This is a genomic window from Ottowia sp. oral taxon 894 (genome assembly GCF_001262075.1).
Lineage (GTDB): Bacteria > Pseudomonadota > Gammaproteobacteria > Burkholderiales > Burkholderiaceae_C > Ottowia > Ottowia massiliensis.
This window is the reverse complement of sequence record NZ_CP012073.1, coordinates 1,354,756-1,380,676: the sequence shown is the minus strand read 5'-3', so window position 1 is coordinate 1,380,676 and position 25,921 is coordinate 1,354,756. Positions and strand designations below refer to the sequence as shown.

Here is a 25,921-nt window from a genome sequence, read left to right as displayed (position 1 = left end):
GCATGACTGACTCCACTCCCCGCCTGGCCGTCTTGCCTGCTGCCCGTGGCTGCGCCCAGCCGCAAGGCGTGTGGACGGCGGCGGCGCTGGCGCAAAAAGGCGTGCTGCCGCGCCTGCGGAAAACGCTGGCGCAAGCGGCGGGCAGCGCTGGCGAATGGGATTTGCGTGGCCTGGCCGGGTTTGACCACTTGGGCGCGCTGGTGCTGTGGGACGGCTGGGGCCGCCAGTGGCCCGCCGCGCTGCACGCCAGCCAGGCGCAGCGCGCACTGCTGGAGCGTGTGGCAAACCAGCCCGCCCTGCCGCCCGCCGCTGGCGGGTATGCCAGCTTCGCGCAGCGTTTTGACAGCCTGGGCCAGGGCGTGGAAGGCGCGCTGGCGCAGGTGCGCGGCTTCGTTCAGATCATGGGCCAGCTTTTTCTGGACGCGCTGCGCCTGGCGCGCGCGCCGCAGGCCGGGCCGTGGCGCGATTTTTCGGGCAGTCTTTATCACATCGGCGCGCAGGCGCTGCCTATTACGGCGCTGGTGGGCTTTTTGATTGGCGTGGTGCTGGCCTATCTGATGAGCCAGGTGCTGCGGCAGTTTGGCGCGGATGCCTTCATCGTGGACATTTTGGGCCTGGCGCTGATTCGCGAGCTGGGGCCGCTGCTGGCGGCGGTGCTGATTGCGGGGCGTTCCGGCTCGGCCATCACGGCGCAAATTGGCGTGATGCGCGTGACCGAAGAGCTGGACGCCATGCGCGTGCTCGGCATCGCCCAAGGCTTCAGGCTGGTGCTGCCGCGCGCGCTGGCGCTGGCCGTGGCCATGCCGCTGCTGGTGGTGTGGACTTCGCTGATGGCGCTGCTGGGCGGCATGCTGGCGGCTGACATCACGCTGGGCATCACGCCCAGCTTTTTCATGCACACGCTGCCGCAAGCCGTGCGCGTGAGCAATCTGGCGCTGGCCGTGGGCAAGTCGGTGGTGTTTGGCGTGGCCATTGCGCTCATCGGCTGCCACTACGGCCTGCAAGTCAAGCCCAATACCGAGAGCCTGGGGCGCGGCACCACGGCCTCGGTGGTGGCGGCCATCACGGCGGTCATTCTCATTGACGCGCTGTTTGCCGTGCTGTTCAAGAGCGTGGGCATATGAGCGGGCGCAGCGACGCTCCCTTGCTGCCCGCGCCGGGCGATCCCGTCATTGAAATCCGGGGCCTGACCAGCGCCTTCGCGCTGCCCGAGGGCGGGCGCGTGGTCATTCACAAAGACCTCGATCTCACCGTGCGGCGGGGCGAAGTGCTCACGCTCGTGGGCGGCTCCGGCACCGGCAAGACCGTGCTGCTGCGCCAGATGCTGGGGCTGAACACGCCAGCGGCTGGCAGCGTGCGCGTGCTGGGGCGGCCCGCCGCCGAGCTGGGCCGGCCGGGCGCGGCGGCGCGCGTGGGCATGCTCTTTCAGCAAGGCGCGCTGTTTTCCGCCTTCAGCGTGCTGGACAACATTGCCTTCCCTTTGCGCGAGCTGCGCACCCTGCCTGATGAACTGGTGCGCCGCGCCGCCTTGCTCAAGCTGCAAATGGTGGGCCTGAAGCCGGGCGACGCGCACAAGATGCCCGCCGAGCTGTCGGGCGGCATGATCAAGCGCGTGGCGCTGGCGCGCGCGCTCATCATGGATCCGCCCCTGCTCATGCTGGACGAACCCACGGCCGGGCTGGACCCCGACAGCTCCGATGCCTTTTGTGCGCTGCTGCAATCGCTGCACCAGGAGCTGGGCCTGACCGTCGTCATGGTCACGCACGATCTGGACACGCTTTTTGCCCTCTCCAGCCGCGTGGCCGTGCTGGCCGAGCAGCGCGTCATCATCGCCGCGCCCGTGGCCGAAGTGCTGGCGTTTGACCACCCCTTCATCCGCCACTTCTTCCTGGGCGAGCGGGGCCTGCGCGCCATCTCTGACCTGCCGCAGCTGGCGCATCTGGCCGCCCGCCTGGCGCACCCTGCTGCCCCATCTTCAGGAGCCTGAATGGAAAACAAATCACACGCCCTGGCTGCCGGCCTGTTCGTGCTCATCGTCAGCGCCATGCTCATCGGCCTGGCCGCCTGGCTCACCAGCGACCGCACCGTGCGCGACGCCTACGAAATGAGCACACACGAGCCCATCAGCGGCCTGCAAGAGCAAGCCCCCGTGCGCTTTCGCGGCGTCACCGTCGGCAAAGTCACCCGCATCAGCTTTGACCGCGAAAAGCTGGGCAACGTGCTCGTGCGCATTGAAGTGGACAAAGGCGCGCCTATCACCCGCTCCACCTACGCGCGGCTCGATTACCAGGGCATCACCGGCCTGTCTTACGTGCAGCTTGACAACGATGGCCGCAGCACCGAGGCCATCGAGGCCGAACGCGGCCAGCTGCCCCGCATCCCTTTGCGCAGCGGCCTGCTGGGCGAATTCACCGACCACGCCCGCGTGCTCATGAGCCAGGCCAGCGAAGCCACCTCGCGCATCAATGCCCTGCTGGAAGAAGACAACCGCAAAGCCATCGCCCAGGCCATCCACGACCTTGGCGAAGCCACCCGCGACATGGCGGGCGCCGCCCGCAGCATTGCCAAACTCGCTGACGACACCAACCGCACCATCACCGCCCAGTTCGGCCCCAGCCACAGCAGCATTCCCGTCCTCGTCAGGCAGGCCACCGCCACCCTCAAGGGCTTTGAAGACGTGGCCGCGCAGGCCCGCCGCGCCACGGGCGATTTGCAGGCCGCCGCCGCCAGCGTCAAAAACGGCATGCAAAGCCTCACCGCCAACGGCGGCGCGCTTCAGAGCCTGAACGAAAGCGCCGGCATCCTGGCTGCCGACACCCTGCCCGGCATCCAGCAAGCCACCCACCACGCCAGCAGCGCCCTGCGCCGCGTGGACCGCGCCGCCGCCACCTTCACCGAGAACCCGCAATCGCTGCTCTTTGGCTATGGCCCCATCCCCCCTGGCCCTGGCGAACCGGGCTTTGCCACAGGCGGCGCCCCGGCTGAAACGCCCGTCGTCATTCCCGCACCCTGAAAGCGCACGGGCCATGAGCCATCCAGCATGCAGACAAGCCTCAATTTCGCTCCTAAAAGCATAGCTATACGTCCTAGTGGAAAGCGAGCAGAACCCGTTTCGGTACCCTCTTGATTTGCTCCGTTTTTTGATTCGCCCCGCCGCCCTGATTTCCTGCTGAAACCGCCATGAACCAGACCGCCGCCGCCCCCTCACGCGCCTTCGCGCCAGCCTGGGCCTGGGTTCTTGCCCTGGCCGCCGCCTTGCTTGCCGCATGCAGCACCCCTTTGCCAGACAAGCCCGCGCGCCCTGCCAGCTACGACCTCGGCCTGCCCGCCGCCGCAGCGGCCGGCGGCGCGGCCAGCCAGCCGCCCCTGGCCCTGCCTGCCGTGACCGCGCCCGCCGCGCTGGACGGCCCCGCCATGCTCTACCGCCTGGCCTACAAAAACGAAGCCGATCAGCCCCGCCCCTACGCGCGCGCACGCTGGAGCATGAGTCCGCCCGAGCTGCTCACCCAGCGCCTGCGCGAAACCCTGGCCGCCAGCCGCCCCGTCGTCGGCGCGGGCGAAGGGCTGGCCGCAGCCGAGCTGCGCGTGCACCTGGACGACTTCAGCCAGGTCTTTGAAGCCGAAAACCGCAGTCACGCCCGCATCCAGATTCGCGCCACCCTCATCGCTCCGCGCGCCAGCCAGCGCCTGCTGGGCCAGCGCACCTTCACCGTCCAGCGCCCCGCCCCCACGCCCGACGCCGCCGGCGGCGCCAAAGCCATGCGCGAAGCCGCCGACGCCGCCATTGCCGACCTCGCCGCCTGGCTGGACCGCCTGCCCCGCCCCGCGCCGTGAGGCTCCGGGCGGCTGAAAGCCGGAGAAGGAGCTGCGCACGGCCTGGCCGCAAGCCTGAAAGCGGCCTGCCGGAAAAACGGCGGCATGCCGCCGCTTTCTGGCATCTTCCGCATCTGCTTTCTTTTGCTCCAAGCCTGACCGTCATGAATGCCCTTGCCGCCCCCTTCGCCTTCCGCCCGCCGCGCTGGCTGAGCTGGTTGCTGGCGCTGGCCTTGTGGCTGGCCCTGGCGCTGGCGGCCAGTGCGCAGGCCCTGCAGGCCATACCCGCGCTCACCGCCCGCGTGATCGACCAGACGGGCACGCTCACCGCCGAACAAGCCAGCGCACTCGAAGCCAGCCTGGCCGCGCTGGAGCAGGAAAGGGGCGCGCAAGTGGCCGTGCTCATGGTGCCCACCACCGCGCCCGAAGACATTGCCGCCTACGCCAACCGCGTGGCCAGCGCCTGGAAGCTGGGGCGCAAGGACGTGGGCGACGGCGCCCTCATCATCGTGGCCCTGCGCGAGCGCAAGATGCGCATTGAAGTGGCCCGCACACTGGAAGGCGCGCTGCCCGACATCATCGCCAAACGCATCATCGACCAGCAGATGGCCCCGCACTTCCGCCAGGGCGACTACGCGGGAGGCCTTCAGGCCGCCATCGACGCCGTGGCCGCCCGCATCCGTGGCGAAGACCTGCCGCTGCCCGCCCAGGCCGACGCAAACCGGAGCGCAACGGGGCCGGAACTCATCTTCTTCATCCTGTTTTTCGTCATCGCCTGCCTTGGCGTGCTGCGCAGCCTGTTCGGGCGCAAGAAAGGGGCCTTCACGGCAGGGCTGGCAGGCGGCGCCATCACCTTCTTTCTGACCTTCAGCGTGGTGGCGGCGCTCATCGTCGCCTTCTTCGTCTGGCTGATCGCCCTGTCGGGCGGCGGCAAGGGCGGTGGCGGCAGCAGCTCAGGCGGCGGATGGAGCGGCGGCGGCTTTGGCGGCGGGGGCGGCGGCTTCAGTGGCGGCGGCTTCAGCTCGGGCGGCGGCGGCAGCTTTGGCGGCGGCGGCGCCAGCGGCAGCTGGTAGGCGCGTCCTTTCAGGCGCGTTCGCGCAGCTTTATCTGCCTGGCAGCGCAAAAACAGTAGCGAATTTTGGGTGCCAAGAATACCGCTTCGCGCAGTATCTACTAGGACATATTGCTATTGATAAAGGAGCAAAAAGCCTGGTGTGCCTACTGTCCGTGTCTTGCTCAGCTTCCTCTCGCCGCCCCTCACGGGCGCGTCATGGAGCGCCATGGCGCGTTTTCAGAACCTGTTCATAGCGTAGGTGTGGAAAGCGCGTCCCCGGGCGGTCTGCGGTTTTGCAAACCCCCGATGAATCACAAGGCCCTTCTGAGCCTTGCGGCCCATCCCGATCTGTCTTTTCGCTCCTCCGGCCAGACTGTGAGCTGGTTTTTGGGCGCCGCGCGGCATTTCACTCCGTTTCGTGGCCAAATCAAACGTTTTTTGAACGTTTCTCATTTTCTGGGTGTTTCATGCTTTCCATCCCCGCGCCCTGGTCTGAGCGGCTGGGCATTGTTTCGCGTGCGCTGGCGGCCATTGTGGGCGGCTATGCGCTGGCTGCTTTGTGCAGCGTGGCGCTGGCGCTGCTGCTGCCGCTGGCCCGTTCCGAGGCGGTGACCTGGGGCATGCTGGCTTCGTTTGCCGTGTATGCGGGGGCGGCGCTGTGGGCTTTTGCCGCTTCGACGGCTGCGCGCGCGTGGGGCGGGCTGGCGCTGGCCTTGGCCGTGGCGGCGCTGCCGGCGGCGTTGCGCTGGCTGGGCTGGATGGCGCCGCTTTCGGCAGGAGGCGGGGCATGAAAAACGGCTTTCGTCAATCCATGGCCTGGCTGCACACCTGGAGCGGGCTGCTGGTGGGCTGGGTGCTGTTTTTGGTGTTTGCGGCGGGCACGGCGGCTTACTGGCGGCCGGAAATCACGTTTTGGATGAAGCCTGAAATGCACGCGGCGGCCCTGCAAGCGAGCGCGCAGCCGGCCACGCCGCAGCAGCAGGCCGAGCGCGCGCGGCAGGCCATTGAGTGGATGCAGGCCAACGCGGCGGGCAGCCCGCGCTGGTTCATTGCCTTGCCCAGTGCGCGCGATCCGGTGTCCACGCTGATGTGGCTCAAGCCCAATGCCGATCCCAAGGGCGGGCGCGCCGTGCGCTTTGGCGAGGCCACGCTGGATGCCAGCGGCCAGCCGCATGCCAGCGCGCGGGACACGCGCGGGGGCGACTTTCTCTATCGCCTGCACTTTGATTTGCACTATCTCTCGCCGCTGACGGCGCGCTGGGTGGTGGGCTTTTGCGCCATGTTCATGCTGGTGGCCATCATCAGCGGCATCGTCACGCACAAGCGCATCTTTGCGGACTTTTTCACCTTCCGCCCCAAAAAAGGCCAGCGCAGCTGGCTGGATGCGCACAACGCCACGGCCGTGCTGGCGCTGCCGTATCACTTGATGATGACTTACACGGGCTTGTGCACCCTGATGTTCATGTACATGCCCTGGGCGCCCAAGGCCGCTTATGGCGAGGCGGGGCTGCCCGCCTATCAGGCCGAAGCTTTTGGCGGCCGCCCGGGCAATGCCCAGCCCAGCGGCGAAAAAGCGCCGCTGACGGATGTGGCCGCGCTGGTGGAGCAGGCGCAGCGGCGCTGGGGCGGCCTGGCCGGGCGCGTGATGGTGGAAAACCCGGGCGATGCGGCCGCCGTCATCACCATTGCCCGCCAGAGCGACGGCAGCGAAATGAGCCTGCGCCCGCCTTCCTTGCGCTTTGAAGGCGCCAGCGGCAAGCTGCTGGGCGCGGCGGGCGAAGAGCCGGGCGCTGCCGTGCACACCTACAACGTGATGGAGGGCCTGCACACGGCCCGTTTTGCCAATGCGCCGCTGCGCTGGCTGTTTTTCCTGAGCGGCCTGATGGGCTGCGCGATGGTGGCCACGGGCTTGCTGCTGTGGGCCGTGAAGGAGCGCCCGCAGCATCTGAAAGCCCTCAAGCGCGGCGAAAAGGGCAGCTTTTTGCTGCGCGTGGTGGATGGGCTGAACCTGGGCGCCATAGGCGGCCTGCTGGTGGCTTTGCCTGCCTACTTTTGGGCCAACCGGCTGCTGCCTGTCGATCTGCCGGATCGCGCCGATGCGGAAATCAGCCTGTTTTTTGCCGCGTGGGGCCTGTGCCTGGCGCTGGGGCTGGCGCGGCCTTCGCAGCGGCTGTGGCAGGCGCTGCTGGCCGTGGCCGGTGCGCTGCTGGCGCTGATGCCGCTGCTGAATGCCGCCACGGGCGGGGCGCACTGGGGGCAAAGCATTCCCGCCGGTTTGTGGCGCGTGGCCGGGTTTGACGCGGTTTGCCTGCTGCTGGGCCTGGGGCTGTGGGCCGCCGTGCGCTGGCTGCGGCAGCGCGAAGCCGCAGCGGCCGCTGCTTCGGCCAAGGCCGCTGCGCGCAAAACCGCCAGCAAGCCCGCTTCAGGAACGCCCAAGGCAGCGCCAGAGCCGCCCGCGTCCGCCGCTGCACTGCCCGCCATCGCCCCGGAAAGCCCCGCCACGCCATGAACGCCCTGCTTTTGCTGACTGCCTTTGTCTGCGCTTTTGCTGGTTTTGTGGCTTTGAGCCTGGGCATGGAGCGCCACTTTCATGACGTGCTCGGCCCGCAGCGCCCCTTTGCCCGCTGGCAGCCCTGGCTGCGCGCCGCAGGCATCGCTGGCTTGCTGCTGGCCCTGGCTGCCTGCCTGCTGGAGCGCGGCCCCGCGCAAGGCTGGGTGCTGTGGCTGGGCGTGCTGACGGCCGCCGCGCTGGCGCAAATGCTGGCGTTGAGCTACGCCTGGCCCCGCCGTTAGAGGCTGTTCAGAGTCTGGCAGGAAGCAGAAAGCGAGGCAGCGCAGCGGGGTGGCTCATGAAGGCGGGCGGGCGGGCGGTGCGCCGCTGGCGGCGCGTGCCAGAATTGCCACTTTTGCCTTGCCGCCATGCCAGTCTCGTCTGCTGCCGCTTCAGTCCTGACCGGAAATCCCATCGTGGATCAAGCCACCAAGATCGTGGCCACGCTTGGCCCCGCTTCCAGCGATGCGCAGGTGATTGAAAGCATGATCCGCGCGGGCCTGGATGTGGTGCGGCTCAATTTCAGCCACGGCAATGCGCAGGATCACATTGCCCGCGCGCAGCGGGTGCGCGAAGCTTCGCGGCGCGTGGGGCGCGAGGTGGCCATCATGGCTGATTTGCAAGGCCCGAAAATTCGCGTCGGCAAATTCGCGCAGGGCAAGGTGCAACTCAGGGAAGGCGCGCCTTTCATTCTGGATGCCGCGCGCCAGGAGCCGGGCGACGAACACGCCGTGGGGCTGGACTACAAGGAGCTGCCCGGCGACGTGAAGGCGGGTGACGTGCTGCTGCTCAATGACGGCCTGATCGTGCTGGATGTGCAGCGCGTGGCGGGCGATGCGGTGCACACGGTGGTGCGCGTGGGCGGCGAGCTGTCAGACAACAAGGGCATCAACAAGCAAGGCGGCGGGCTGACGGCGGCGGCGCTGACGGCCAAGGACATGGAAGACATCAAGACGGCCATTGGCCTTCAGGCCGATTACGTGGCCGTGAGCTTTCCCAAAAGCGGCACGGACATGGAAATGGCCCGCCAGCTGTGCAACGTGGCCGCCGCAGGCCAGCGCCACAGGCCGGGGCTGATTGCAAAAATCGAGCGCGCCGAGGCCATCGCCAACCTGAAAGAGATTTTGCTGGCCAGCGACGGCATCATGGTGGCGCGCGGCGATCTGGCCGTGGAAGTGGGGCATGCGGCCGTGCCCGCGCTGCAAAAACGCATGATCCGCCTGGCGCGCGAGCATGACCGCCTCATCATCACCGCCACGCAGATGATGGAGAGCATGATCAACAACCCCGTGCCCACCCGCGCCGAGGTGAGCGACGTGGCCAACGCCGTGCTCGACGGCACCGACGCCGTGATGCTGAGCGCCGAAACCGCCGCAGGCCGCTACCCGCTGGAGACGGTGCAGGCCATGGCCAGCGTGTGCGAAGAAGCGGAAAAGCACATGGCAGCCTCTGACCACGAGTACGACGGCAGCCACAGCCACCTGCCGCGCATCGACCAGGCCATTGCCGCCAGCGCGCTGCACGCGGCGGCGCTGGTGGGCGCCAAGGCCATCGTGGCGCTGACCGATTCCGGCTCCACCGCGCTGTGGATGAGCCGCCGCCGCATTGGCATTCCCATCTACGCGCTCACGCCGCGCGTGGCCACGCAACGCAAGATGGCGCTGTACCGCAACGTCATTCCCATGCTGATGGACACCAGCGCCGACCGCGACGAAGCCCTGCGCCAAGCCGAGAGCTGCCTGCTGCGCCACGGCGTGATGAGCCAGGGCGACATCTACGCCATCACCTGCGGCGAGCCGATGGGCGCGCCAGGCGGCACCAACATGCTCAAGATCAGCCGCGTGGGATAGAGGCGCCAGGCGGCGCAAGAGAGGCTAATTCCGCTCCTCCATTCATAGCGCGATGTCCTAGTTGAATGGGCGCGAATGGCATTTTCATGCCTGCCGAATTCGCTCTTCTTTTTGATGAAGCCTGCCTGCCTGCGCGGGCGGCCGCTGGCCCTGCGCGCCGCCGATAATCCGGCCCGCTTATCCCCGCGCCGCCTGCCCGCCCGCAGCGGCGCTTTTTTCAATCTTCCCGAAAGACACAGCCATGAACCAGCAACAGATGGACCAGATCGCCAGCGGCAAAGGCTTCATCGCCGCGCTTGACCAAAGCGGCGGCAGCACGCCCAAGGCGCTCAAGCTCTACGGCCTTGACGAATCGGCCTGGCAGAGCGAAGCGCAAATGTTCGACCTGGTGCACGCCATGCGCGCGCGCATCGTGCAAAGCCCCGCCTTCGATGGCCACCGCGTGCTGGGCGCCATCTTGTTCGAGATGACGATGGACCGCGAATTCGACGGCCTGCCCGCCGCCGATTACCTGTGGCAGCGCAAGCGGGTCGTTCCTTTCCTGAAAGTGGACAAGGGCCTGGCCGATGAGGCCGACGGCGTGCAGCTGATGAAGCCCATGCCCCAGCTGGACAGCCTGCTGGCGCGCGCCGCTGGCAAAAACATCTTCGGCACCAAGATGCGCTCGGTCATCCACGCGGCCAATGCCCGGGGCATTGCCGCCGCGCTGGATCAGCAATTTGCCGTGGGCCAGCAAATTCTCAAAGCGGGCCTCGTGCCCATTCTGGAGCCGGAAGTGAGCATCAAGGCCGCCGACAAGCCGCAGGCCGAAAGCCTGCTCAAGGCCGGCTTCATCGAGCGGCTGGACGCACTGCCCGGCGATCAGAAAGTGATGCTCAAGCTCACGCTGCCCAGCGTGGCGGGCGCTTATGGCGATCTGGTGAAACACCCGCGCGTGCTGCGCGTGGTGGCCCTCTCGGGCGGCTACAGCCGCGATGAATCCAACGCGCTGCTGGCGCAAAACCCCGGCGTCATCGCCAGCTTCAGCCGCGCTCTGACCGAAGGACTGACGGCCCAGCAAAGCGATGCCGAATTCAACGCCGCGCTGGACAAGGCCATCGAATCCATCTATCAGGCTTCCATCGCCTGACCGGCGCTCGGAACCTGCTCATGATCTGGCCGTGGGCGCGAAAAGAACGAATCCGGCCTGAGCGAGAGTTCAAGCGGCAGGCGGGCTATCTCCGGGATGGGTACACATTTCGCTCTTTTCTTCATAGCACCATGTCCTAGTGCGCATTGCGCGAAGTGCCGTTTTGATTGCCTTGAATCAGCTCCTTTTTTTGAGTGCCGCCAAGCAGGCAGGGCCGGCCTGAAGGCGCAGCTCCGGCCCTCAGCCGCGCCGGAGTCTGCTCACGGCGAATCATCTTGAACAGCCCATTGAAACAGGCCGCCTGCGCCATCAGGCCGAGCGGTTTTTTTCATGGGATTGAGCATTCATCACGCGCCAGCGCGTGTGGCATGCAACGCACAAAGCGGTAACGAAATGATGGCCTGGCACGCCCCGCCGTCATGCACGCGCAGCAGCTTTGGGCGGCCTTCAAGACGGTTTTGCAGGCAAGGCAATTACGTTTTTTGAAGCTTTCTGCTTTTGTTTTTCAAAGAGAACATTTCGTAATGCCTTTGACGCAAGTGCTTCATATAGTGCCCCGTTCGCGTTTGCGGCATGCGCTGCCCGCCATGCGGCAAACAAAGTTTCGTTATTTAGACAGGGATTGAAGAAATGACTTATATCCGTCCTCACCTTCCGCCTCCCCCGCCTCCGCCGCCGCCGCCTCCTCCTCCCCCGCCGCCCAAGCCTGAAGTGGAGAAAAAGGCGGTGGCCACGCCCCAGCAAGGGGGCGGTCAGCAGTCTGATGCGCAGTCGGCCGGACAACAATCGCAGGACAAGGCCGGGCAGGGAGCCAATTCCCTCTCTGAAATGGCCCTCGGCCAGAAGGCTGAAACCAAAGCCGCGCTGACCCCCATTCAGCAAAAGGCGCTGGCGACCGATCGCGCCGTGCAAACGGCCAGCCAAGCCAACCAGACGCTACAGGACGTGAGCGCCGCCACGCATGGCCGCAGCGCTGCGCTGCCGCATCTGCAAAGGAACGTGGAAGTCACGCAGGCCGATCTGAAAACCGCCGTGGCCGACGAAGTGAAGGCCCACGTGCAAGCCAGCCTGCCGCAAGGCCAGCAGCCCACGCAGGCGGATTACGCGCAGGCCATGCAAGTTGTCTCGCAGCGCCATCAGGACAACCCGGCCAGCGCCGCGCTGCTCAAGCAGGCCGCGCCAGCCGAGGCCGGAAACGCTTCCGGGCCTGCGGCCGCCGGGCAGAAACCGCAGAAAGAACCCACAAGCGATCCAACCACGCCGGAAGGCATGAAAGAGCGCTTCCCTGACGAGATGGGCAGCCGCAGCCAGCAGGAACAGAAGGAAGCCGCCGACGCCTCCCGGCAACTGCGCGACGGCAATGCCGAAGAAAAAGTGCAGGCCATGACCACGCTCAGCCGCTATCTGCCGGATAAAAGTGTGGATTCGCTGAGCAAGGAGCTGCGCGTTGAAAACAACCCCACCGTGCAGAAGGTGCGCCAAGACACCAAGGCGCGCGAAAACATGCGCACGCTGGCTGACCCCAAGTCTTCAGATGCACAGCGTGCCGATGCCGCCATTGGCCTGGCCAACCGCCTGAATGAAATGAAGCTGGTGCCCGGCAAGGCGGGCGAAGTGGTCAAGAAGTATCTGAAGAACTTCCCTTCGGTTGAAAGTGTTACCAAATCGCTGAACAAACTCAGCGACCCGGCAGCCACGGATGCCGAAAAGGCTTCCGCCGTCATGAAGCTGGGCCAGGATCTGGGCAAGGCCCTGCCCGGCAAGGTAGGCGACGCGCTCAAGCCCTTCCTTGACAAGCTGCCCGGTGCGCAAAAAGCCGTGGATGCCTACAACGTCCTGAGCAACCCTGAGAAATCGGCGGCGGACAAGATCAAGGCGGGGCTGGACCTGGCTGACGGTCTGGGCAAGCTCGCGCCTGAAAAACTGGGCGACGCTCTCAAGCCTTATCTCAGCGCGCTGCCGTCTGGCAAGGCGCTGGTGGACGCCATCACGACCTGGGCCAAGCCTGACGCCAGCGCGCTCGATAAGGCCAAGGCCACGCTGGATCTGGCCAATGCCATCAAGACCTCCGTGGGCGACGCCTTCCCGCAGCTGGCAGGCCACTTGCGCTATGCCGATTCCACGCTGAAGAGCGTGGGGCATGCGCTGACGCTGCTCGACCCCAATGCCTCGCTCAAAGACAAGGCTGAAGCCGCTTTGGGACTGACGGCGGAAGTGCCGCAGATCGCAGGCGACCTGCAGGAACTCAAAAAATTCCTCACCGAAGGCGGTATCGAAGCGGCCAATGCCAGCAAGATCACCGACGAAATCAAGAATCTGCCCGCCGTCAAGCAGCTGCCCGAAGGGCTGGTCAGCAAGCTTGACCCTGCCGTGGCCGAAAACCTCACGCCCGAGCAGGCCAGCCGCCTGTCCAAGCTCTACAGCGAAGGCGACAAGTCATTGCAGGAAGCCTTGGGCAAAACATTGCCCAACCTGAAAGAGTCGGCTTCCGTGGATGCGCTGCTGTCCGCCGTGGAAGGCGTGGAAGACAAGGCCGCGCGCAAAGGCTTGCTGGACGCCGTGGGCGGCCTCAAACCCGGCATGGCTGATTCATTGCTGGCCGACACCATCAACGGCAAGCCTGCCTCTGAAGCGCTGGCAGGCATTTTCAAGAGCCTGGACGGCGACACCGCCACCAAGCTGGCCGGCATGCTGGCTGACGCCGATGACAAGGCCGTGCGCTTTGCCTTGCAAATGGCCGACTCGGTTGATGGCAAGGCGCTCAAGGAAACGCTGGCAGTCATTGGCGACAGCAAGGTGGCCGGACAGGCCCTGCGCGCCTTCGCCAACATGATGGACAAGTTCGGCGTGAAGCTGACGAGCGAAGTGGCCTCTAAGCTGCTCAAGGGCCTTGCCAAGGCCGTGCCGATGGCAGGCGCCATACCCGCTGGCATAGACGCGGCGAAGATGGCCGAAATTGCCGCTGACCCCAATGTGCCCGCCGACATCCGCTACATGGCCCTGCAAGCTGCCAAGCTCAACGGCGTGGACGCAGCGCTGAGCGTGGCCGAGCCATTCATCGCTGAATTTGGTGTTCCCATCGCTGTGGACGTGACGCTGGCCGTGGCCGAAGTGGCCATGGATGTGGTCGTGACCAGCCAGCTGGAGCAGGCCAAGGAGCAAGGCAATGCCTATCAGGCCCCCGACTGGCTCAAGGCAAGCAATGTGGTTCTGGCTGCCGCCCAAGGGCCGACGGGCGCGCTGGAGCTGGCCAGCATTTACGGCCCCGAAGGCGCAACCGAGCTTGTCGGCGCTGTCTCCCGCATGGCGGGCAGCGCTGCCATCAAAGGTGCGGAAGTCGCCAGCACCCTGGCCGCTCAAGGCGTGGGCGCGGGCATGAAGATGACCGCCGAAGGCATGCATGCGCTGGCCGACATGATCCGCCACCCTGAAAAATTTGGCGCCGCAGCCGAGCAAATCGTCAATGGCGCAATCGGCAAGCTGGGCGAACTCGCCAAGGGCGCGGGCGAACTCGCAATCGCCGCCAAGGAGCAGTTCGACCAAATCGTGGGCGATCTCCGGAAACTCGGCGAAAAAGGCCTGCAAACTTTGGGCTGGATTGCCTCCCACCCGGGCGAAGCCGCGCAGAAAGCCGCTCAGGCGCTGTCTGACATGGCCAGCGAAGCCCTCCGTCTGGGCACCGAAGCGGGTAAGAAGATCGTCCAAGGCGCGATGAATGCGCTTGATGCGGCTCAAAACGCGCTGCAAGCTGCTGGCGAAGCCGGATTGCAGGCGCTGGAAAACGCCAAGAAAGCCATTGACGGCGTGATCGACAACGCCATCAAGGCCGGTGAAAAAGGACTGGAAACGCTGGCCTGGATTGCCACGCACCCCGGCGAAGCCGCACGCATTGCCAAGCAGGGCCTGTCCGACCTCATCGCCAAAGGCGGCGAGCTGGCGCAAAAGGCCTGGAACAAGGTCATTGCGCAAGGCAAGCAGGCTGTGGACGCCGCCATGGACATCGCCCACAAGCTGCGCGACGCGGGCAAAGCGGGCGTGGAAATGCTCCAGTACATCGTCAACAACCCCGGCGAAGCCCTCGACAAAGTGCGCCAGGCTGCGCTCGATGGCCTGCAAGAAATTGCCAAGGGCGTGGGAGAAGCCGCCGAGCAGGCGGTGGACGCCGTTACCACCTTGGTGGACAGCGGCATCAAGGAAGCCCAGAAAACCGCCCAGCACCTGCTCACCGAAGGCGGCGCAGCCGCGCAGCGCATCATCGACACATGGGGCAAGGAGCTGTCCGAAGGCGGCAAAGCCGTCATTGACGGCCTGAAAGACCTGGGCGACGCTGGCGCGGAAGCGCTTGGCAAGATGGCCGACGCAGGCGTCAAAGCTGCGCAGGACATCTACAACACGCTCAAGGGCGATGGCGTGCCTTTCGTTCCGTTCATCTGAGAACCGGCCGTGAGGGGCAGCGGATCGGGATGGCCTGCAAGGCGCAAGCCGCAGCAGGCCTTGCCGTCCGCTTGTGGCCCGATGGGACGTTTGCAAGGCCCATGAGCACTCGAGTGGGTGTTTTCGCCCCTCACGGCCAGCTCATGAACAGGTCTTCAGCCTTCCCGGCCCCTCGCGCTCTTGCCACGAGGGGCCGAGGCGGATTTACAGTCACGGCCTTTGCTCCAGAGAAAAAACGTGACTGAACTCTCCCCCGATCTGGCATCCGCCCTCCAGGCGCGCTTTGGCGCGCGGTTTTCGCAAGGCATGGCCGTGCGCGAGCAGCATGGCCGTGATGAATCCATCTTCAAAGTGCCGCCGCCAGCTGCCGTGGTTTTTGCCGAAAGCACGCAGGACGTGCAAGACGCCGTGCGCCTGTGCGCTGCGCACCGCGCGCCTGTCATCGCCTACGGCGCAGGCTCGTCAGTGGAAGGCCACCTGCTGGCCGTGCAAGGCGGCGTCAGCCTGGACGTCTCGCGCATGAACCACATCCTGGCCGTGAACGCCGAAGACCTCACCGTCACGGTGCAGCCGGGCGTCACGCGCGAGCAGCTCAACGAACACGTGCGCCACGCGGGCCTGTTCTTTCCCATCGACCCGGGCGCCAATGCCTCGCTGGGCGGCATGTGCGCCACGCGCGCCAGCGGCACCAACGCCGTGCGCTACGGCACCATGCGCGACAACGCGCTGGCCCTGCAAGTCGTCACCCCGCAAGGCGAAGTCATCCGCACCGGCACGCGCGCCAAAAAAAGCAGCGCGGGCTACGACCTCACGCGCCTTTACGTCGGCAGCGAAGGCACGCTGGGCGTCATCACCGAAATCACGCTGCGCCTGTATCCGCTGCCCGAAGCCGTCACGGCGGCCATCTGCACCTTCGCCAGCCTGCAAGACGCCGTGCAGACCGTCATCAAAACCATTCAGCTGGGCGTGCCCATCGCCCGCGTGGAGCTGATCGACGCGCACTCCGTGGGCCTGATCAACGCCTACAGCAAAACCAGCCTGCGCCAAGCGCACATGCTGCTGATGGAATTTCACGGCTCGCCCGCCAGCGTGCGCGAGCAGGCCGAAACCGTGCAGGCCATCGCCCACGAACACCAAGGCAATGACTTTGAATGGGCCAGCGCCCCCGAAGAGCGCCGCCGCCTCTGGGCCGCGCGGCACAACGCCTACTTTGCCGCCGTCAGCAGCCGCCCCGGCTGCCGCAGCATCTCCACCGACGTGTGCGTGCCCATCTCGCGCCTGGCCGATTGCCTGCTGCAATCGGTCGATGAAGTCAATGCCAGCGGCATTCCCTACTTTCTCGTGGGCCACGTGGGCGACGGCAACTTTCATTTCGGCTACCTCATCAACCCCGACGACGCCAGCGAGCGTGAGCGCGCCGAGCAGCTCAACCGCCAGCTCGTGGCTCGCGCCATTGGCATGGGCGGCACCTGCTCCGGCGAGCACGGCGTGGGCCTGCACAAAATGGACTTTCTCGAGCAGGAAGCCGGCGAGGGCGCGCTGGACGTGATGCGAGCCATCAAGCAGGCGCTGGACCCGCTGAACATCATGAACCCCGGCAAGATCTTCCGGCTCCAGGGCTGAAGCGGCCGCCTCCTGGCTGCTGCGAGCAGGCCCCAGCCGCAGCAGGCGGCAAAGCGCGTAGGCACAATCTGCCGTTTGCTTTTTTGCGGGGCGGATTTTGCGAATCAAGGACAAGGAGTGCAGCCATGTGGCGGCTTGAGGCCCGGCCTGCGCCTTCGCGCGTGTGGGTGTGGGCCTCGCCCGTCCTGGCGCTGGCGCTGACCACGCTGCTGGGCATGCTGCTGTTTGCCGCGCTGGGCAAAGATCCCGCGCGCGGGCTGCAAGTATTTTTCTGGGAGCCGGTGCGCAGCGTTTACGCGCTGGGCGAGCTGGGCCTGAAGGCCGCGCCGCTTTTGCTGATGGCGCTGGGGCTGGCGCTGGCGTTCCGCTCGAACGTGTGGAACATCGGCGCAGAAGGGCAGTTCGTGATGGGCGCGGTGTTTGCAGGCGGCGTGGCGCTGGCCGCTGACGCCAGCGCGGGCGGCTTGACGCTGCCGGCCATGCTGCTGGCGGGCGCGGCGGGCGGCATGTGCTGGGCGGCCATTGCGGCGCTGCTGCGCGACAAGTGCCATGCCAGCGAGATTTTGGTGAGCCTGATGCTGGTTTACGTGGCCGTGCAGGTGCTGGGCTATTTGGTGTATGGGCCGTGGAAAGACCCGCAGGGCTACAACTTTCCGCAAACGCGCCTGTTTGGCCCGGCCGCGCAGCTGCCGCGCCTGATGGACGGCTCGCGCCTGCATGCGGGGCTGCCGCTGGCGCTGGCGGGCGCGGCGCTGCTGTGGGTTTGGCTGTTTCGCACGCGCGCGGGCTTTGCGCAGCAGGTGTGCGGGCTGGCGCCGGCGGCGGCGCGCTATGCGGGCTTTTCGTCGCGGCGCGCGCTGTGGACGGCCATGCTGGTCTCGGGCGGCGCGGCGGGGCTGGCCGGGGCGCTGGAGGTGGCAGGCCCCTTGCGGCAGCTCACGCCCAATGTGCCGGTGGGCTATGGCTTTGCGGCCATCATCGTGGCTTTTGTGGGGCGGCTGCATCCGCTGGGCATCGTGCTGGCGGCGCTGCTGATGAGCATGTTCTATATCGGCGGGGAGCTGGCGCAGTCGCGCCTGGGGCTGCCCAAATCCATCACGGGCGTGTTTCAGGGGCTGCTGCTGTTTGCGCTGCTGGCGTGCGACACGCTGGTGCATTACCGCATCCGCCGGGGAGGGCGCTGAACGCCATGCAAGCCTACGCTCTTCTTCTGGCCGCCACGCTGAACGCGGGCACGGTGCTGGCGCTGGCCGCGCTGGGGCTGCTCATCAACGAAAAGGCGGGCATCGTCAATCTGGGCGCCGAGGGCATCATGCTGTGCGCCGCGCTGGCCGGTTTTGCCACGGTAGTGCACACGGGCAGCGACGCGCTGGGCTTTGCCGCAGGCGCGGGCGCGGGCGCGTTGCTGGCCGCTGCTTTTGGCGCGCTGGTGATCTGGCTGGGCGCCAACCAGTACGCAGCGGGGCTGGCGCTGAGCCTGTTTGGCGGCGGCCTGTCGGCTTTTGCAGGCATTGGCTATGTGCAAGAGCGCCTGCCCGCTCGCCCGCGCTTTGACTGGCTGGGGCTGGGCGATGTGCCTTTCATCGGCCCCGCGCTTTTTCGCCATCACCCGCTGGTGTATCTGACGGCGCTGCTGGCGCTGGCGCTGGTTTGGCTGCTGTGGCGCACGCGCGCCGGACTGGTGCTGCGGGCCGTGGGCGAAGCGCCGCAGTCGGCGCACGCGCTGGGTTACCGCGTGCGCCTGATTCGCCTGGCCGCCGTCACGGCGGGCGGCGCGCTGTGCGGGCTGGCGGGGGCGTATCTGTCGCTGGCCTACACGCCGCTGTGGGCCGAGGGCATGGTGGCGGGCAAGGGCTGGATTGCGCTGGCGCTGACCACGTTTGCCACCTGGCGGCCCGCCCGCGTGCTGCTGGGCGCTTACCTTTTTGGCGGCGTGACCATGCTCCAGCTGCACCTGCAAGGCCAGGGCGTGCAGTGGCCCAGCCAGCTCATGACCATGCTGCCCTACCTGGCCACGATCGCCGTGCTGGCGCTGATTTCGCGCAACCCGGCCTGGATACGCGCCAACATGCCCGCCTCGCTGGGCAAGCCGTTTCATCCGGCCGGGTAGCGCTGGGCGGAGCGCATCAAAAACAAGAGCAAATATAAAGGGGCGGAAATGCCGTCTTGCGCAGATTGTACTAGGACCCCATGCTCTGCTTTCAGGAGCGAATATGAGCTGTCTGAAACCGTGCCAGCCCGCTTTTTCAGGCCCTGCTCATGCCTTTGCCGCATCGGCCTTGCAGCTCAAGGATTGAACGTGAGCTTGACGACGGCGTGGCCCGACTTCAGGTAGAGCGCATCGTCCGGCCCCACAGCCAGGGCGCGCAGCGCACGCACGTTGCTTGCCACGGGCACGAACTGCGTCTGGCCAGCCGCCTTGCGGTAGAGGGTGGATTTCACGCCGTCCCGCCGCGCATCGGCGGAAGCCGAATACACATTGCCCCGGCTGTCGATGGCCACCAGCGATGAATTGGGCAGCTGGTCGGTCAGCACGCTCAAATCAGGCACGGAAACCAGCCGGCTCACGCGCCCGGCGGCAGGGCATGAATCGGTCACGTAAATGCGGCCATCGGCGCTGCCGATCAGATTGGGCGTGAAGCGCCCGGCAGGACCGCTTTGCACGTTGCCATCGCTGACATGCACCGTGCGCCATGTGCCGGGCGTGCCCTGCATGCGCGCATCCATGACGTGCAGCACGCCGTCCGCCGAAAAGGCCATGCCGGCCGGCAGGCAAAAGCTCGCTTGCGGCCCTGCGCCATCCAGCGAGGCCGCGCCCGCTTCGCACGACGCGCGCGCCACCCCGGCCACGGCGGAGATGCGGCCATCTGCAGCCACTTGCCAGATGCCCGTGGCCCGGCCTGCTGCGGGGTAGCCTGGCGCCGTCGCCAGCGAATAGGTTTCGCACACGCCGCCCGCATCCAGACCGCCATGCGGCCCGCCATCGCTCACATACAGCATGCCGCCCTTCACGGCCAGGCCCGCAGGCCGCACGAATCGGCTCAAGGCCGTGCCCGCTTGCGGCAGCGCGCCCGTGGCCACGGTGCTCACCTGGCCGTTGGGCGCAATCTTGCGCACGGCATCGGCCTGCCCGCTGTCTGCGCGGCAAGGCCGGTCGGTCAGATAAACCGCACCATCAGCGGCCACCGTCATGGCGTGGGTGATGTAGCCAAAGCGGCTTTGCAGCGGGTCGTCCGCATCCACGCGCCCGCAGGCCTTGGCCGGATCGGCCTCCAGCGAGCCGGCCAGCAGCATCGCGCGGCCATTGGGCACATCGGGCAGCGCGGCAGCGCCGGGCGTGGGGCTGGGAGGTGGCGTGGGCGAAGAATCGCCATCCCCGCCGCAAGCCGCCAGCAAAAGGCTGGCGGCAATGGCGCAAAGGCTAGCGTGTGAAAGGCGGAAAAACTTCATGACGAAAACTCCTTTTCAAGAATCGAAAAAACAGGATTGCCATCCGGCTTCAACCCGGTTTCACCAGGCGCCTGCCCAATATAGGCCGAAGTAAAATACGTCCGGCGCGCGGAAATGAGCCTCGCCATGATAATGCCAGGCATTTGAAAAACCGGGCGGAAACCCTGCAATACCGCTTTCCCCATGCCGGATGCTCCCAAATATTCATTGCGGCGGCCCTGCCATTTCATGCCATTCATTCGCGCCAGAGCCTGTTTCACTTTTGCAAAAGGAATTTCTCATGACTCAACCCGGTATTGCATCCGCCGCTTCCGCCCGGCAACAGGCGGCCATTTTGGCGCAGGCGCTGCCCTATATCCGCAAATATCACGGCAAAACCATGGTCATCAAATATGGCGGCAACGCCATGACCGACCCCGCCTTGCAGGCGGCGTTTGCCGAAGATGTGGTGCTGCTCAAGCTGGTGGGCATCAACCCCGTGGTGGTGCACGGCGGCGGCCCGCAAATTGAAGCGGCGCTCAAGCGCCTGGGCAAGCAGGGCCACTTCATTCAAGGCATGCGCGTGACCGACGCCGAGACGATGGAAGTGGTGGAATGGGTGCTGGCTGGCGAAGTGCAGCAAGACATCGTGGGCCTGATTCACCAGGCGGGCGGGCGGGCCGTGGGCCTGACGGGCCGCGACGGCGGCCTGATCCGCGCGCGCAAGCTCCGGCTGCCCGACAGCAAAGACCCCGCCGTGGTGCACGACGTGGGCCAGGTGGGCGAAATCGTGCAGATCGACCCCGGCGTGGTGCAGGCGCTGCAAGACGACCGCTTCATCCCCGTGGTCAGCCCCATCGGCTTTGGCGAAAACAACGAGAGCTACAACATCAATGCCGACGTGGTGGCCGCGCGGCTGGCCACGGTGCTGGAAGCCGAAAAGCTGCTGATGCTCACCAACATTCCGGGCGTGCTCGACCGAAACGGCGCCCTGCTGCCGGAGCTGACGGCGCAGCAAATCGAGGCGCTATGCGAAGACGGCACGATCTCCGGCGGCATGATTCCCAAAATCGCCGGCGCGCTCGATGCCGCCCGCAGCGGCGTGAATGCCGTGCACATCATCGACGGGCGCGTGCCGCACGCCATGCTGCTGGAAGTGCTGTCCGACCAGGCTTTTGGCACGATGATTCGCTGTGCGTAAAAACCGGCCGGCCTGATTGAAAACAAAAAGAGCGGCATGCGTTTGCTGCCGCTCTTTTTTTGCGCGCGTTCAGGCCGCTTTCTGATAGGTGTAAATTCCCAGCCGGTTATTGACCAGATAGAAAATGGGAGTGAACAATTTCATCCAGCCGGGCAGCATATGCTTCATTTCGTCGGTGAAATTGACATAGCCAATCTGTTTGAGCGCCGGATTGAGTTTCACGACTTCGCTGCCGTCTTTCACGCCCCAGTTGAATTGGGCCGAGGTGTTTTTCACCACGTCGTGCAAAGCGGCTTTTTTCACCATGCCCTTGTACAGCAGATCAAGCTGCGCCTCGAAATCATCAAAACTGCCGGTCAGGATGGAAAGAAACGCCTTCACGTCCTTTTCTTCCAGGTACATCAGCACGCCTTCGGAAATGATGAGAAGCTTTCTGCCCGCCCGGTCAATATCCTGCGGCCAGGAAGCGTCGAGCAGCGATTTGCCTATGGAAATGGAACGCGGCGTATCAGGCAGCAGCAGGCGGCGTTTTTCAATGACCTCGGGCAAGTCCAGGTTGTACCAGCGGATCTGGCCGTTATCCACGCGCTCGAACCGGGTGTCAAAACCGCATCCGACGGAAACCACCACGCAATCCGGGTATTTTTCAATGAATTTGCGCGCTTCGCGGTCCATGATTTTGGCCCGCGCCAGAATGCCGTAATAAGAGGCGCGCGCCGTATTGAATTTTGAAAAGTCGTAGTCGATTTTCTGAATCAGCTCCGCCGCCTTGCGGTCATTGAGCTTCGGGTGCTCGCTTTGGGCGTCCTTGGCCCGCATGTACAAAGTAATGAGCAGGGTTTCGGCCACGCCGCCCAGGTCCACTTTCATTTCGATCTCCTTTTTCGCACAGAATAAAAGTTATTCCCATTGCGAGAATTGTAGGCGGCGCATCCAGAACCCTCCGCGCCGCCGCCTCCTTCTTTTTGCGTCATGCCCTCTCATTCCCGCCCCTCGCAGCCTGCCCGCGCCTCGTTCCGCAGCATTCGTCTGCCCGCGTCAAATGCTTTGTGGCGGCACTTGCGCCAGCGTCACGCGCTGTGGCTGCATGGCTGGCTGATTGGCTTGCTCACGCTGGCGGCCATGTGGAGCGCCAGCGTCGCGCTGCGGCTGGCGGGGCTTGATTGGCTGGCGCTGCGCTACGCGCTCTGCATAGGCGCGGGCTACGCCGTCTATTTGTTGCTGCTGCGTTGCTGGGCTGCCTGGCTGCTGCGCCAGCGGCGGGCGGCAGACGCGCCCGATCCGGTAACAGACCTGCTGGATGCCGCCACCGACGCCTCTGCCCGCTCTGCCGGAGACGACGCGCTGGCCGCCAGCGGTGAAGACGGCGACTTCGCGGGCGGCGGCGCCAGCGGCTCTTTCGACGCGGAAGAAGGCGGCGTGGATGCCCTGCTGGATAGCGCCGCCGAAGGCATCGTCGATGGCGTGGTGGATGCAGGCGGCGCGGCGGAAGAAGGCGCGGTGGTGCTGATTCCCGTGCTGCTGATCTTCGCGCTGGCGCTGGTGTCTTTTGTGGGCGCGGGACTGCTGTTGCTGCTGCTGTTCGGCACCGATGTGCTGCTGGCCGTGGCCGTGGAACTGGCGTTTGCCTGGGCCGCCGCGCGCACGGCCACGCGGCTTCAGCGCCAGGGCTGGCTGACTGCCGCCATTCGCCTGAGCTACAAGCCGCTGCTGGCGGCGCTGATCAGCGCCACGCTGCTGGGCGCGGCGATTGACTATCTGGCCCCCAGCGCCCGCACCTTGCCCGAAGCCGTGCGGCTGCTGCGGTCGGGAAGCGCCTGAATCCATTTCTCAGCCGCCGTCATGTGCGCGGCGATTCATTGAAGCGGATCACCAAGGGGGAGAGAAGTGCGGCGTCTGCCGGGGCCCTTGCTGCGATGAGCGGGAGAGGCCCCCATTGGCGCAGCGCCCGGCAGATGATGAATGCCATCTTTGAGGTGCAGACCATTGGCTGCCAATGGTGCGCGCAGCCAAAGGCCCTGCCTTTGGGGCGCCCCGCGTTGAAAGCGGGCGCGCAACATTTTTCGCCGCTGGCGCCAGCGCCACATTGCAGCAGATACGATGGAGCTGCTGCCGACTGTGCTCGTGCGCTTGAGCGCTGCAAGAGCCTTTTTGTGAGGGTGTTTATACGTATAGGTGCGGATCAACTTATCGAATGGGCGTGGGCATGTTCGGCTGGAAGATCAAGCGCTGCCAGCAACACATCTTCAAGGTAAAGCCCCAAACGCTGGATTGTGCAGAGGATTTTGCCTGGCTGAGCCAATCGAGAAGACTGAGCAAGGACTACGAGGTCACTGCCCTCTTCAGCTGAAGCCTTCGTGAAGATCGCTTGCATTCGGCGCATGCTCAGGCTTTCTGGATAATTTTAAGGATAGGCTCTAAGAATATTTGGGAAATTTGTCTGTTTTGATTTTGGAATTTTAATTCATGGCCAACCAAACCGTTCCTGCTCATCACATTGAGAAGTTGTCCTTGTCTGCCGACGGTCTGCTCCAATTGCAAGGCTGGGCTTTGGAAACCGTTGCCATACATGTTTATGTGGATGGCGGTTCTTTGTTTTCACTGGCGTGCGATCAAGAAAGAAACGATGTGCTTGATCATTTCAACCTGCCGCAGGAAGCAGCCTGTCCGGGATTTGCGGGCATGCAATCCATTCGGCGGGATTTCTTCTCGGCAGTATCGGTTTCCATTTTTGGTGAGCGTAAGAAAGGCGATCGTTATTCAATTTTAAAGACGCAGCTTGTTCCGTCCGAAAATATTCATTCGTGGCGCGGCCTGTATGATGAAAATCCCTTGCACGAAAATAATGCATTTTATTTTCCGATCGCTACCAGCCGCGTAGCAAGCGGCGGCGCAGAAGGCATTCGAGAGACTTTCTCTCCTTTTGAAAGTCCAACAATGAAAGTGGGCATCCGCACGCAAATTCTGTATTTGCGCACCACATTGGGGCGCGAAGGAGATTTTGCGTTCGATCCTGATTTTGTTCCAAACAAGAAGTGCGATCACAACGAGCGCCTGGTGGCCGAAGACAGTCTGCATGCTGTCATGGATCATGCCATCCGGACACAAACTCCAGTATTGTTCACGCTCAATGGTGGCATTTGGGCCGATTCGGCAGGCCAGTCGCTGGAGTGGGACATTAATGATGTACTGGAGCAAGATGAATCTCTGTGCCAGTGGAATCAATTCAACCAGGTCATGCCTGACACCGCGCTATCCAATCTTCCCGGCTCTGTCGATTCTCCCGAGCTGGGGCGCAGTATCAGCCTGAATGTATACATGGAAAAGCCCCGCTTTTACAAGAAAAGAAATTTGCAGGCTGCCTGCCGCATCATTAATGCCTTTCGAGAAAAACATCCATCGCTCTTCATTGGCGTGAATCTGGATGCTGATGTGTACATGAATCCGTTTTTCCCGAAATTGGAAAATCCGCAGTGGTACGACTATAACCCGCAGACGCTGCGGCAATTCCGTCATTGGCTGCGTGGTGACGGCCCGTATGCAGGAAATGCTGAAGACGGTGTTCCGGATTTATCAAGCTATCGGCGCAAGAAATATTTGACACTGGCCCGCATCTCGAAACTGGCGAAAAAGAAGTTTGCAACCTGGGATGATGTCCAGCCACCCCGCCAATTTCTCTGGCACGTTTTTCTATCGCGCACCACGCCGCGCTGGTTGCGTGAATATGTACATTTCACGAAAAATCCGTGGATTGCGCTGTGGGCACAGTTTCGCCGTCATCTCGTGCAGCTTCATTACGACGAGCTGTCGCAATGGGTAGCAGAAACAGGCATTCCGTCCGACCGTATTTATTCCTCGCAGGGTTTCATGGAGCCCACAATCCGGCTTGATCCACTGGCCGAGCGCATCGACAGTCCAGTGAAAAACTATGACACGGGTGGCGCCAGCATTGAAGGCGCATGTCCCAAACACGGTCACCTGGGTGTCATTATTTACGGGCAGTGCGCTACCAATAATATTATTACGGAAAGCAAGACTTCTTTATTCAATGAGTTCCGCCGCAATAGCGCCGAATGGGCGGTGGTGGAACACAATACGGGTGATCTGACACGCGCCGATTTTCTGGGAAGCTATGCCGATGCTTATCGCTCGTTGCGAGACATCATTCATTACGGCAGCCGCTTTGTTTCCAGCATGGCCTGGAATGGCAGCCCGGGTGAGCAGCACGGCCAGCCCGGTTTTCTGGGCTACACCAGTCTGCGCCGGTCTCCGCTGGAAGCAGCCATGATTGACATCATGCAGGCGCGAGCCGGGCTGCCTCGCCAGGCGCGACTGTGGACTTTTGGTGCGGGCGAACATGTGGATAGCGACGGCTGGCTCGTCAATGGTGAAGCTGCCCGCCCTGTGCGTGCCAGTTGTTTGCTGCTAGGTACGCACTCTCCACACGAGAGCATCACGCTCGACTCTCCGCCTGAACTGGCCTGGCCGCTGTCCACTGGCAGCCGCATATTGTTGAAAGTTCATCAGCCATCTGCTGCCCAGGCTGTTCGCGTGAAAGTCAGCGCCAGATCTGAAAACGGCTTGTGGCGGGAAATTTCGCCATTCACGCCCTTTTCAGCCCTGCCCCAAACCGCCTCCTGCCTGACGCTTGAGATGCCGGCCTGCTCCTGGAGCGCGTATCAGCTCCGTCTCACATTGGTTAACCTGCCCGCCGCCGGGCTGGCGCTCAATGTCGTTGCGCTGTTGCCTGGCCAGGCATGAATGTGCGCATGCAGCAGGCATCGCATTCAGGCTTTTGGCCGCGCATGAAAAACGCGGATTTCCATAATCGGAAGGA

The 25,921-nt window shown here is 64.6% G+C and carries 22 protein-coding genes; 19 read left to right on the top strand and 3 right to left on the bottom strand.

Features of this window, described 5'->3' with window-relative positions:
* Positions 1 to 2: 2 nt before the first annotated feature.
* From ADJ79_RS05845 to ADJ79_RS05780, 15 genes are all read left to right on the top strand, one after another.
* Positions 3 to 1,124 carry an ABC transporter permease gene (locus tag ADJ79_RS05845; RefSeq protein WP_050715179.1) on the top strand — a complete coding sequence of 374 codons (1,122 nt, stop codon included), beginning with the start codon at positions 3 to 5 and terminating at the stop codon, positions 1,122 to 1,124.
* A complete protein-coding gene (locus ADJ79_RS05840) occupies positions 1,121 to 1,987 on the top strand; it encodes an ABC transporter ATP-binding protein (RefSeq protein WP_050715178.1) in 867 nt (288 codons plus the stop codon). Before ADJ79_RS05845 ends, ADJ79_RS05840 begins: the two co-directional genes overlap by 4 nt.
* A complete protein-coding gene (locus ADJ79_RS05835) occupies positions 1,988 to 3,013 on the top strand; it encodes an MlaD family protein (RefSeq protein WP_050715177.1) in 1,026 nt (341 codons plus the stop codon). It abuts the gene before it with no gap.
* A 167-nt stretch (positions 3,014 to 3,180) separates the two neighbouring features.
* On the top strand, positions 3,181 to 3,834 hold the full coding sequence (locus tag ADJ79_RS05830) for an ABC-type transport auxiliary lipoprotein family protein (protein ID WP_050715176.1): 654 nt from the start codon (positions 3,181 to 3,183) through the stop codon (positions 3,832 to 3,834).
* Positions 3,835 to 3,977: 143 nt separating this feature from the next.
* Positions 3,978 to 4,886 carry a YgcG family protein gene (locus ADJ79_RS05825; RefSeq protein ID WP_082203149.1) on the top strand — a complete coding sequence of 303 codons (909 nt, stop codon included), beginning with the start codon at positions 3,978 to 3,980 and terminating at the stop codon, positions 4,884 to 4,886.
* 448 nt (positions 4,887 to 5,334) lie between these two features.
* On the top strand, positions 5,335 to 5,658 hold the full coding sequence (locus tag ADJ79_RS05820; protein ID WP_050715175.1) for a hypothetical protein: 324 nt from the start codon (positions 5,335 to 5,337) through the stop codon (positions 5,656 to 5,658).
* Entirely contained in the window at positions 5,655 to 7,376 is a 1,722-nt protein-coding gene (locus ADJ79_RS05815; protein WP_050715174.1) for a PepSY domain-containing protein, read from the top strand. The genes ADJ79_RS05820 and ADJ79_RS05815 overlap by 4 nt, the downstream gene beginning before the upstream one ends.
* The gene (locus ADJ79_RS05810; RefSeq protein ID WP_050715173.1) at positions 7,373 to 7,660 is read left to right on the top strand and encodes a DUF3325 family protein; all 288 of its coding nucleotides are present in this window, start codon (positions 7,373 to 7,375) and stop codon (positions 7,658 to 7,660) included. Before ADJ79_RS05815 ends, ADJ79_RS05810 begins: the two co-directional genes overlap by 4 nt.
* A gap of 126 nt (positions 7,661 to 7,786) precedes the next feature.
* The gene (pyk, locus tag ADJ79_RS05805; protein WP_050715172.1) at positions 7,787 to 9,268 is read left to right on the top strand and encodes a pyruvate kinase; all 1,482 of its coding nucleotides are present in this window, start codon (positions 7,787 to 7,789) and stop codon (positions 9,266 to 9,268) included.
* A gap of 241 nt (positions 9,269 to 9,509) precedes the next feature.
* On the top strand, positions 9,510 to 10,397 hold the full coding sequence (locus ADJ79_RS05800; protein WP_050715171.1) for a fructose bisphosphate aldolase: 888 nt from the start codon (positions 9,510 to 9,512) through the stop codon (positions 10,395 to 10,397).
* Positions 10,398 to 10,816: 419 nt separating this feature from the next.
* Positions 10,817 to 11,023: a hypothetical protein gene (locus tag ADJ79_RS14105; RefSeq protein ID WP_156304049.1), complete on the top strand. Its 207-nt coding sequence runs from the start codon at positions 10,817 to 10,819 to the stop codon at positions 11,021 to 11,023.
* Between the two features lie 85 nt (positions 11,024 to 11,108).
* Entirely contained in the window at positions 11,109 to 14,831 is a 3,723-nt protein-coding gene (locus tag ADJ79_RS05795) for a hypothetical protein (protein ID WP_156304048.1), read from the top strand.
* A 237-nt stretch (positions 14,832 to 15,068) separates the two neighbouring features.
* The gene (locus ADJ79_RS05790; protein ID WP_253273876.1) at positions 15,069 to 16,454 is read left to right on the top strand and encodes an FAD-binding oxidoreductase; all 1,386 of its coding nucleotides are present in this window, start codon (positions 15,069 to 15,071) and stop codon (positions 16,452 to 16,454) included.
* Between the two features lie 125 nt (positions 16,455 to 16,579).
* Positions 16,580 to 17,638, top strand: a complete 1,059-nt coding sequence (locus ADJ79_RS05785; RefSeq protein WP_050715168.1) for an ABC transporter permease — start codon at positions 16,580 to 16,582, stop codon at positions 17,636 to 17,638.
* A gap of 5 nt (positions 17,639 to 17,643) precedes the next feature.
* Complete coding sequence (locus ADJ79_RS05780; protein WP_050715167.1) at positions 17,644 to 18,564, top strand: ABC transporter permease; 921 nt, start codon at positions 17,644 to 17,646, stop codon at positions 18,562 to 18,564.
* A gap of 176 nt (positions 18,565 to 18,740) precedes the next feature.
* Here the strand turns inward: ADJ79_RS05780 and ADJ79_RS05775 are convergent, their stop codons facing one another.
* A complete protein-coding gene (locus ADJ79_RS05775) occupies positions 18,741 to 19,904 on the bottom strand; it encodes a hypothetical protein (RefSeq protein ID WP_050715166.1) in 1,164 nt (387 codons plus the stop codon).
* Entirely contained in the window at positions 19,901 to 20,143 is a 243-nt protein-coding gene (locus ADJ79_RS05770) for a hypothetical protein (RefSeq protein WP_050715165.1), read from the bottom strand. The genes ADJ79_RS05775 and ADJ79_RS05770 overlap by 4 nt, the downstream gene beginning before the upstream one ends.
* Positions 20,144 to 20,184: 41 nt before the next feature.
* On the opposite strand from ADJ79_RS05770, the gene argB reads away from it, so the two are divergent.
* Entirely contained in the window at positions 20,185 to 21,084 is a 900-nt protein-coding gene (gene argB, locus ADJ79_RS05765; protein ID WP_050716449.1) for an acetylglutamate kinase, read from the top strand.
* A 69-nt stretch (positions 21,085 to 21,153) separates the two neighbouring features.
* Here argB and ADJ79_RS05760 read toward each other — a convergent pair whose 3' ends face one another.
* Complete coding sequence (locus ADJ79_RS05760; RefSeq protein ID WP_050715164.1) at positions 21,154 to 21,954, bottom strand: class I SAM-dependent methyltransferase; 801 nt, start codon at positions 21,952 to 21,954, stop codon at positions 21,154 to 21,156.
* 102 nt (positions 21,955 to 22,056) lie between these two features.
* Between ADJ79_RS05760 and ADJ79_RS05755 the strand changes: the two genes are divergently transcribed.
* The 3 genes from ADJ79_RS05755 (at position 22,057) to ADJ79_RS05750 (ending at position 25,845) form a co-directional block, all read left to right on the top strand.
* The gene (locus ADJ79_RS05755) at positions 22,057 to 22,905 is read left to right on the top strand and encodes a hypothetical protein (protein ID WP_082203147.1); all 849 of its coding nucleotides are present in this window, start codon (positions 22,057 to 22,059) and stop codon (positions 22,903 to 22,905) included.
* Between the two features lie 373 nt (positions 22,906 to 23,278).
* Positions 23,279 to 23,434 carry a hypothetical protein gene (locus ADJ79_RS14100; protein WP_156304047.1) on the top strand — a complete coding sequence of 52 codons (156 nt, stop codon included), beginning with the start codon at positions 23,279 to 23,281 and terminating at the stop codon, positions 23,432 to 23,434.
* Positions 23,435 to 23,550: 116 nt separating this feature from the next.
* Positions 23,551 to 25,845 (top strand): hypothetical protein, encoded by a 2,295-nt coding sequence (locus ADJ79_RS05750; RefSeq protein ID WP_156304046.1) that lies wholly within the window; start codon positions 23,551 to 23,553, stop codon positions 25,843 to 25,845.
* Positions 25,846 to 25,921 lie beyond the last annotated feature (76 nt).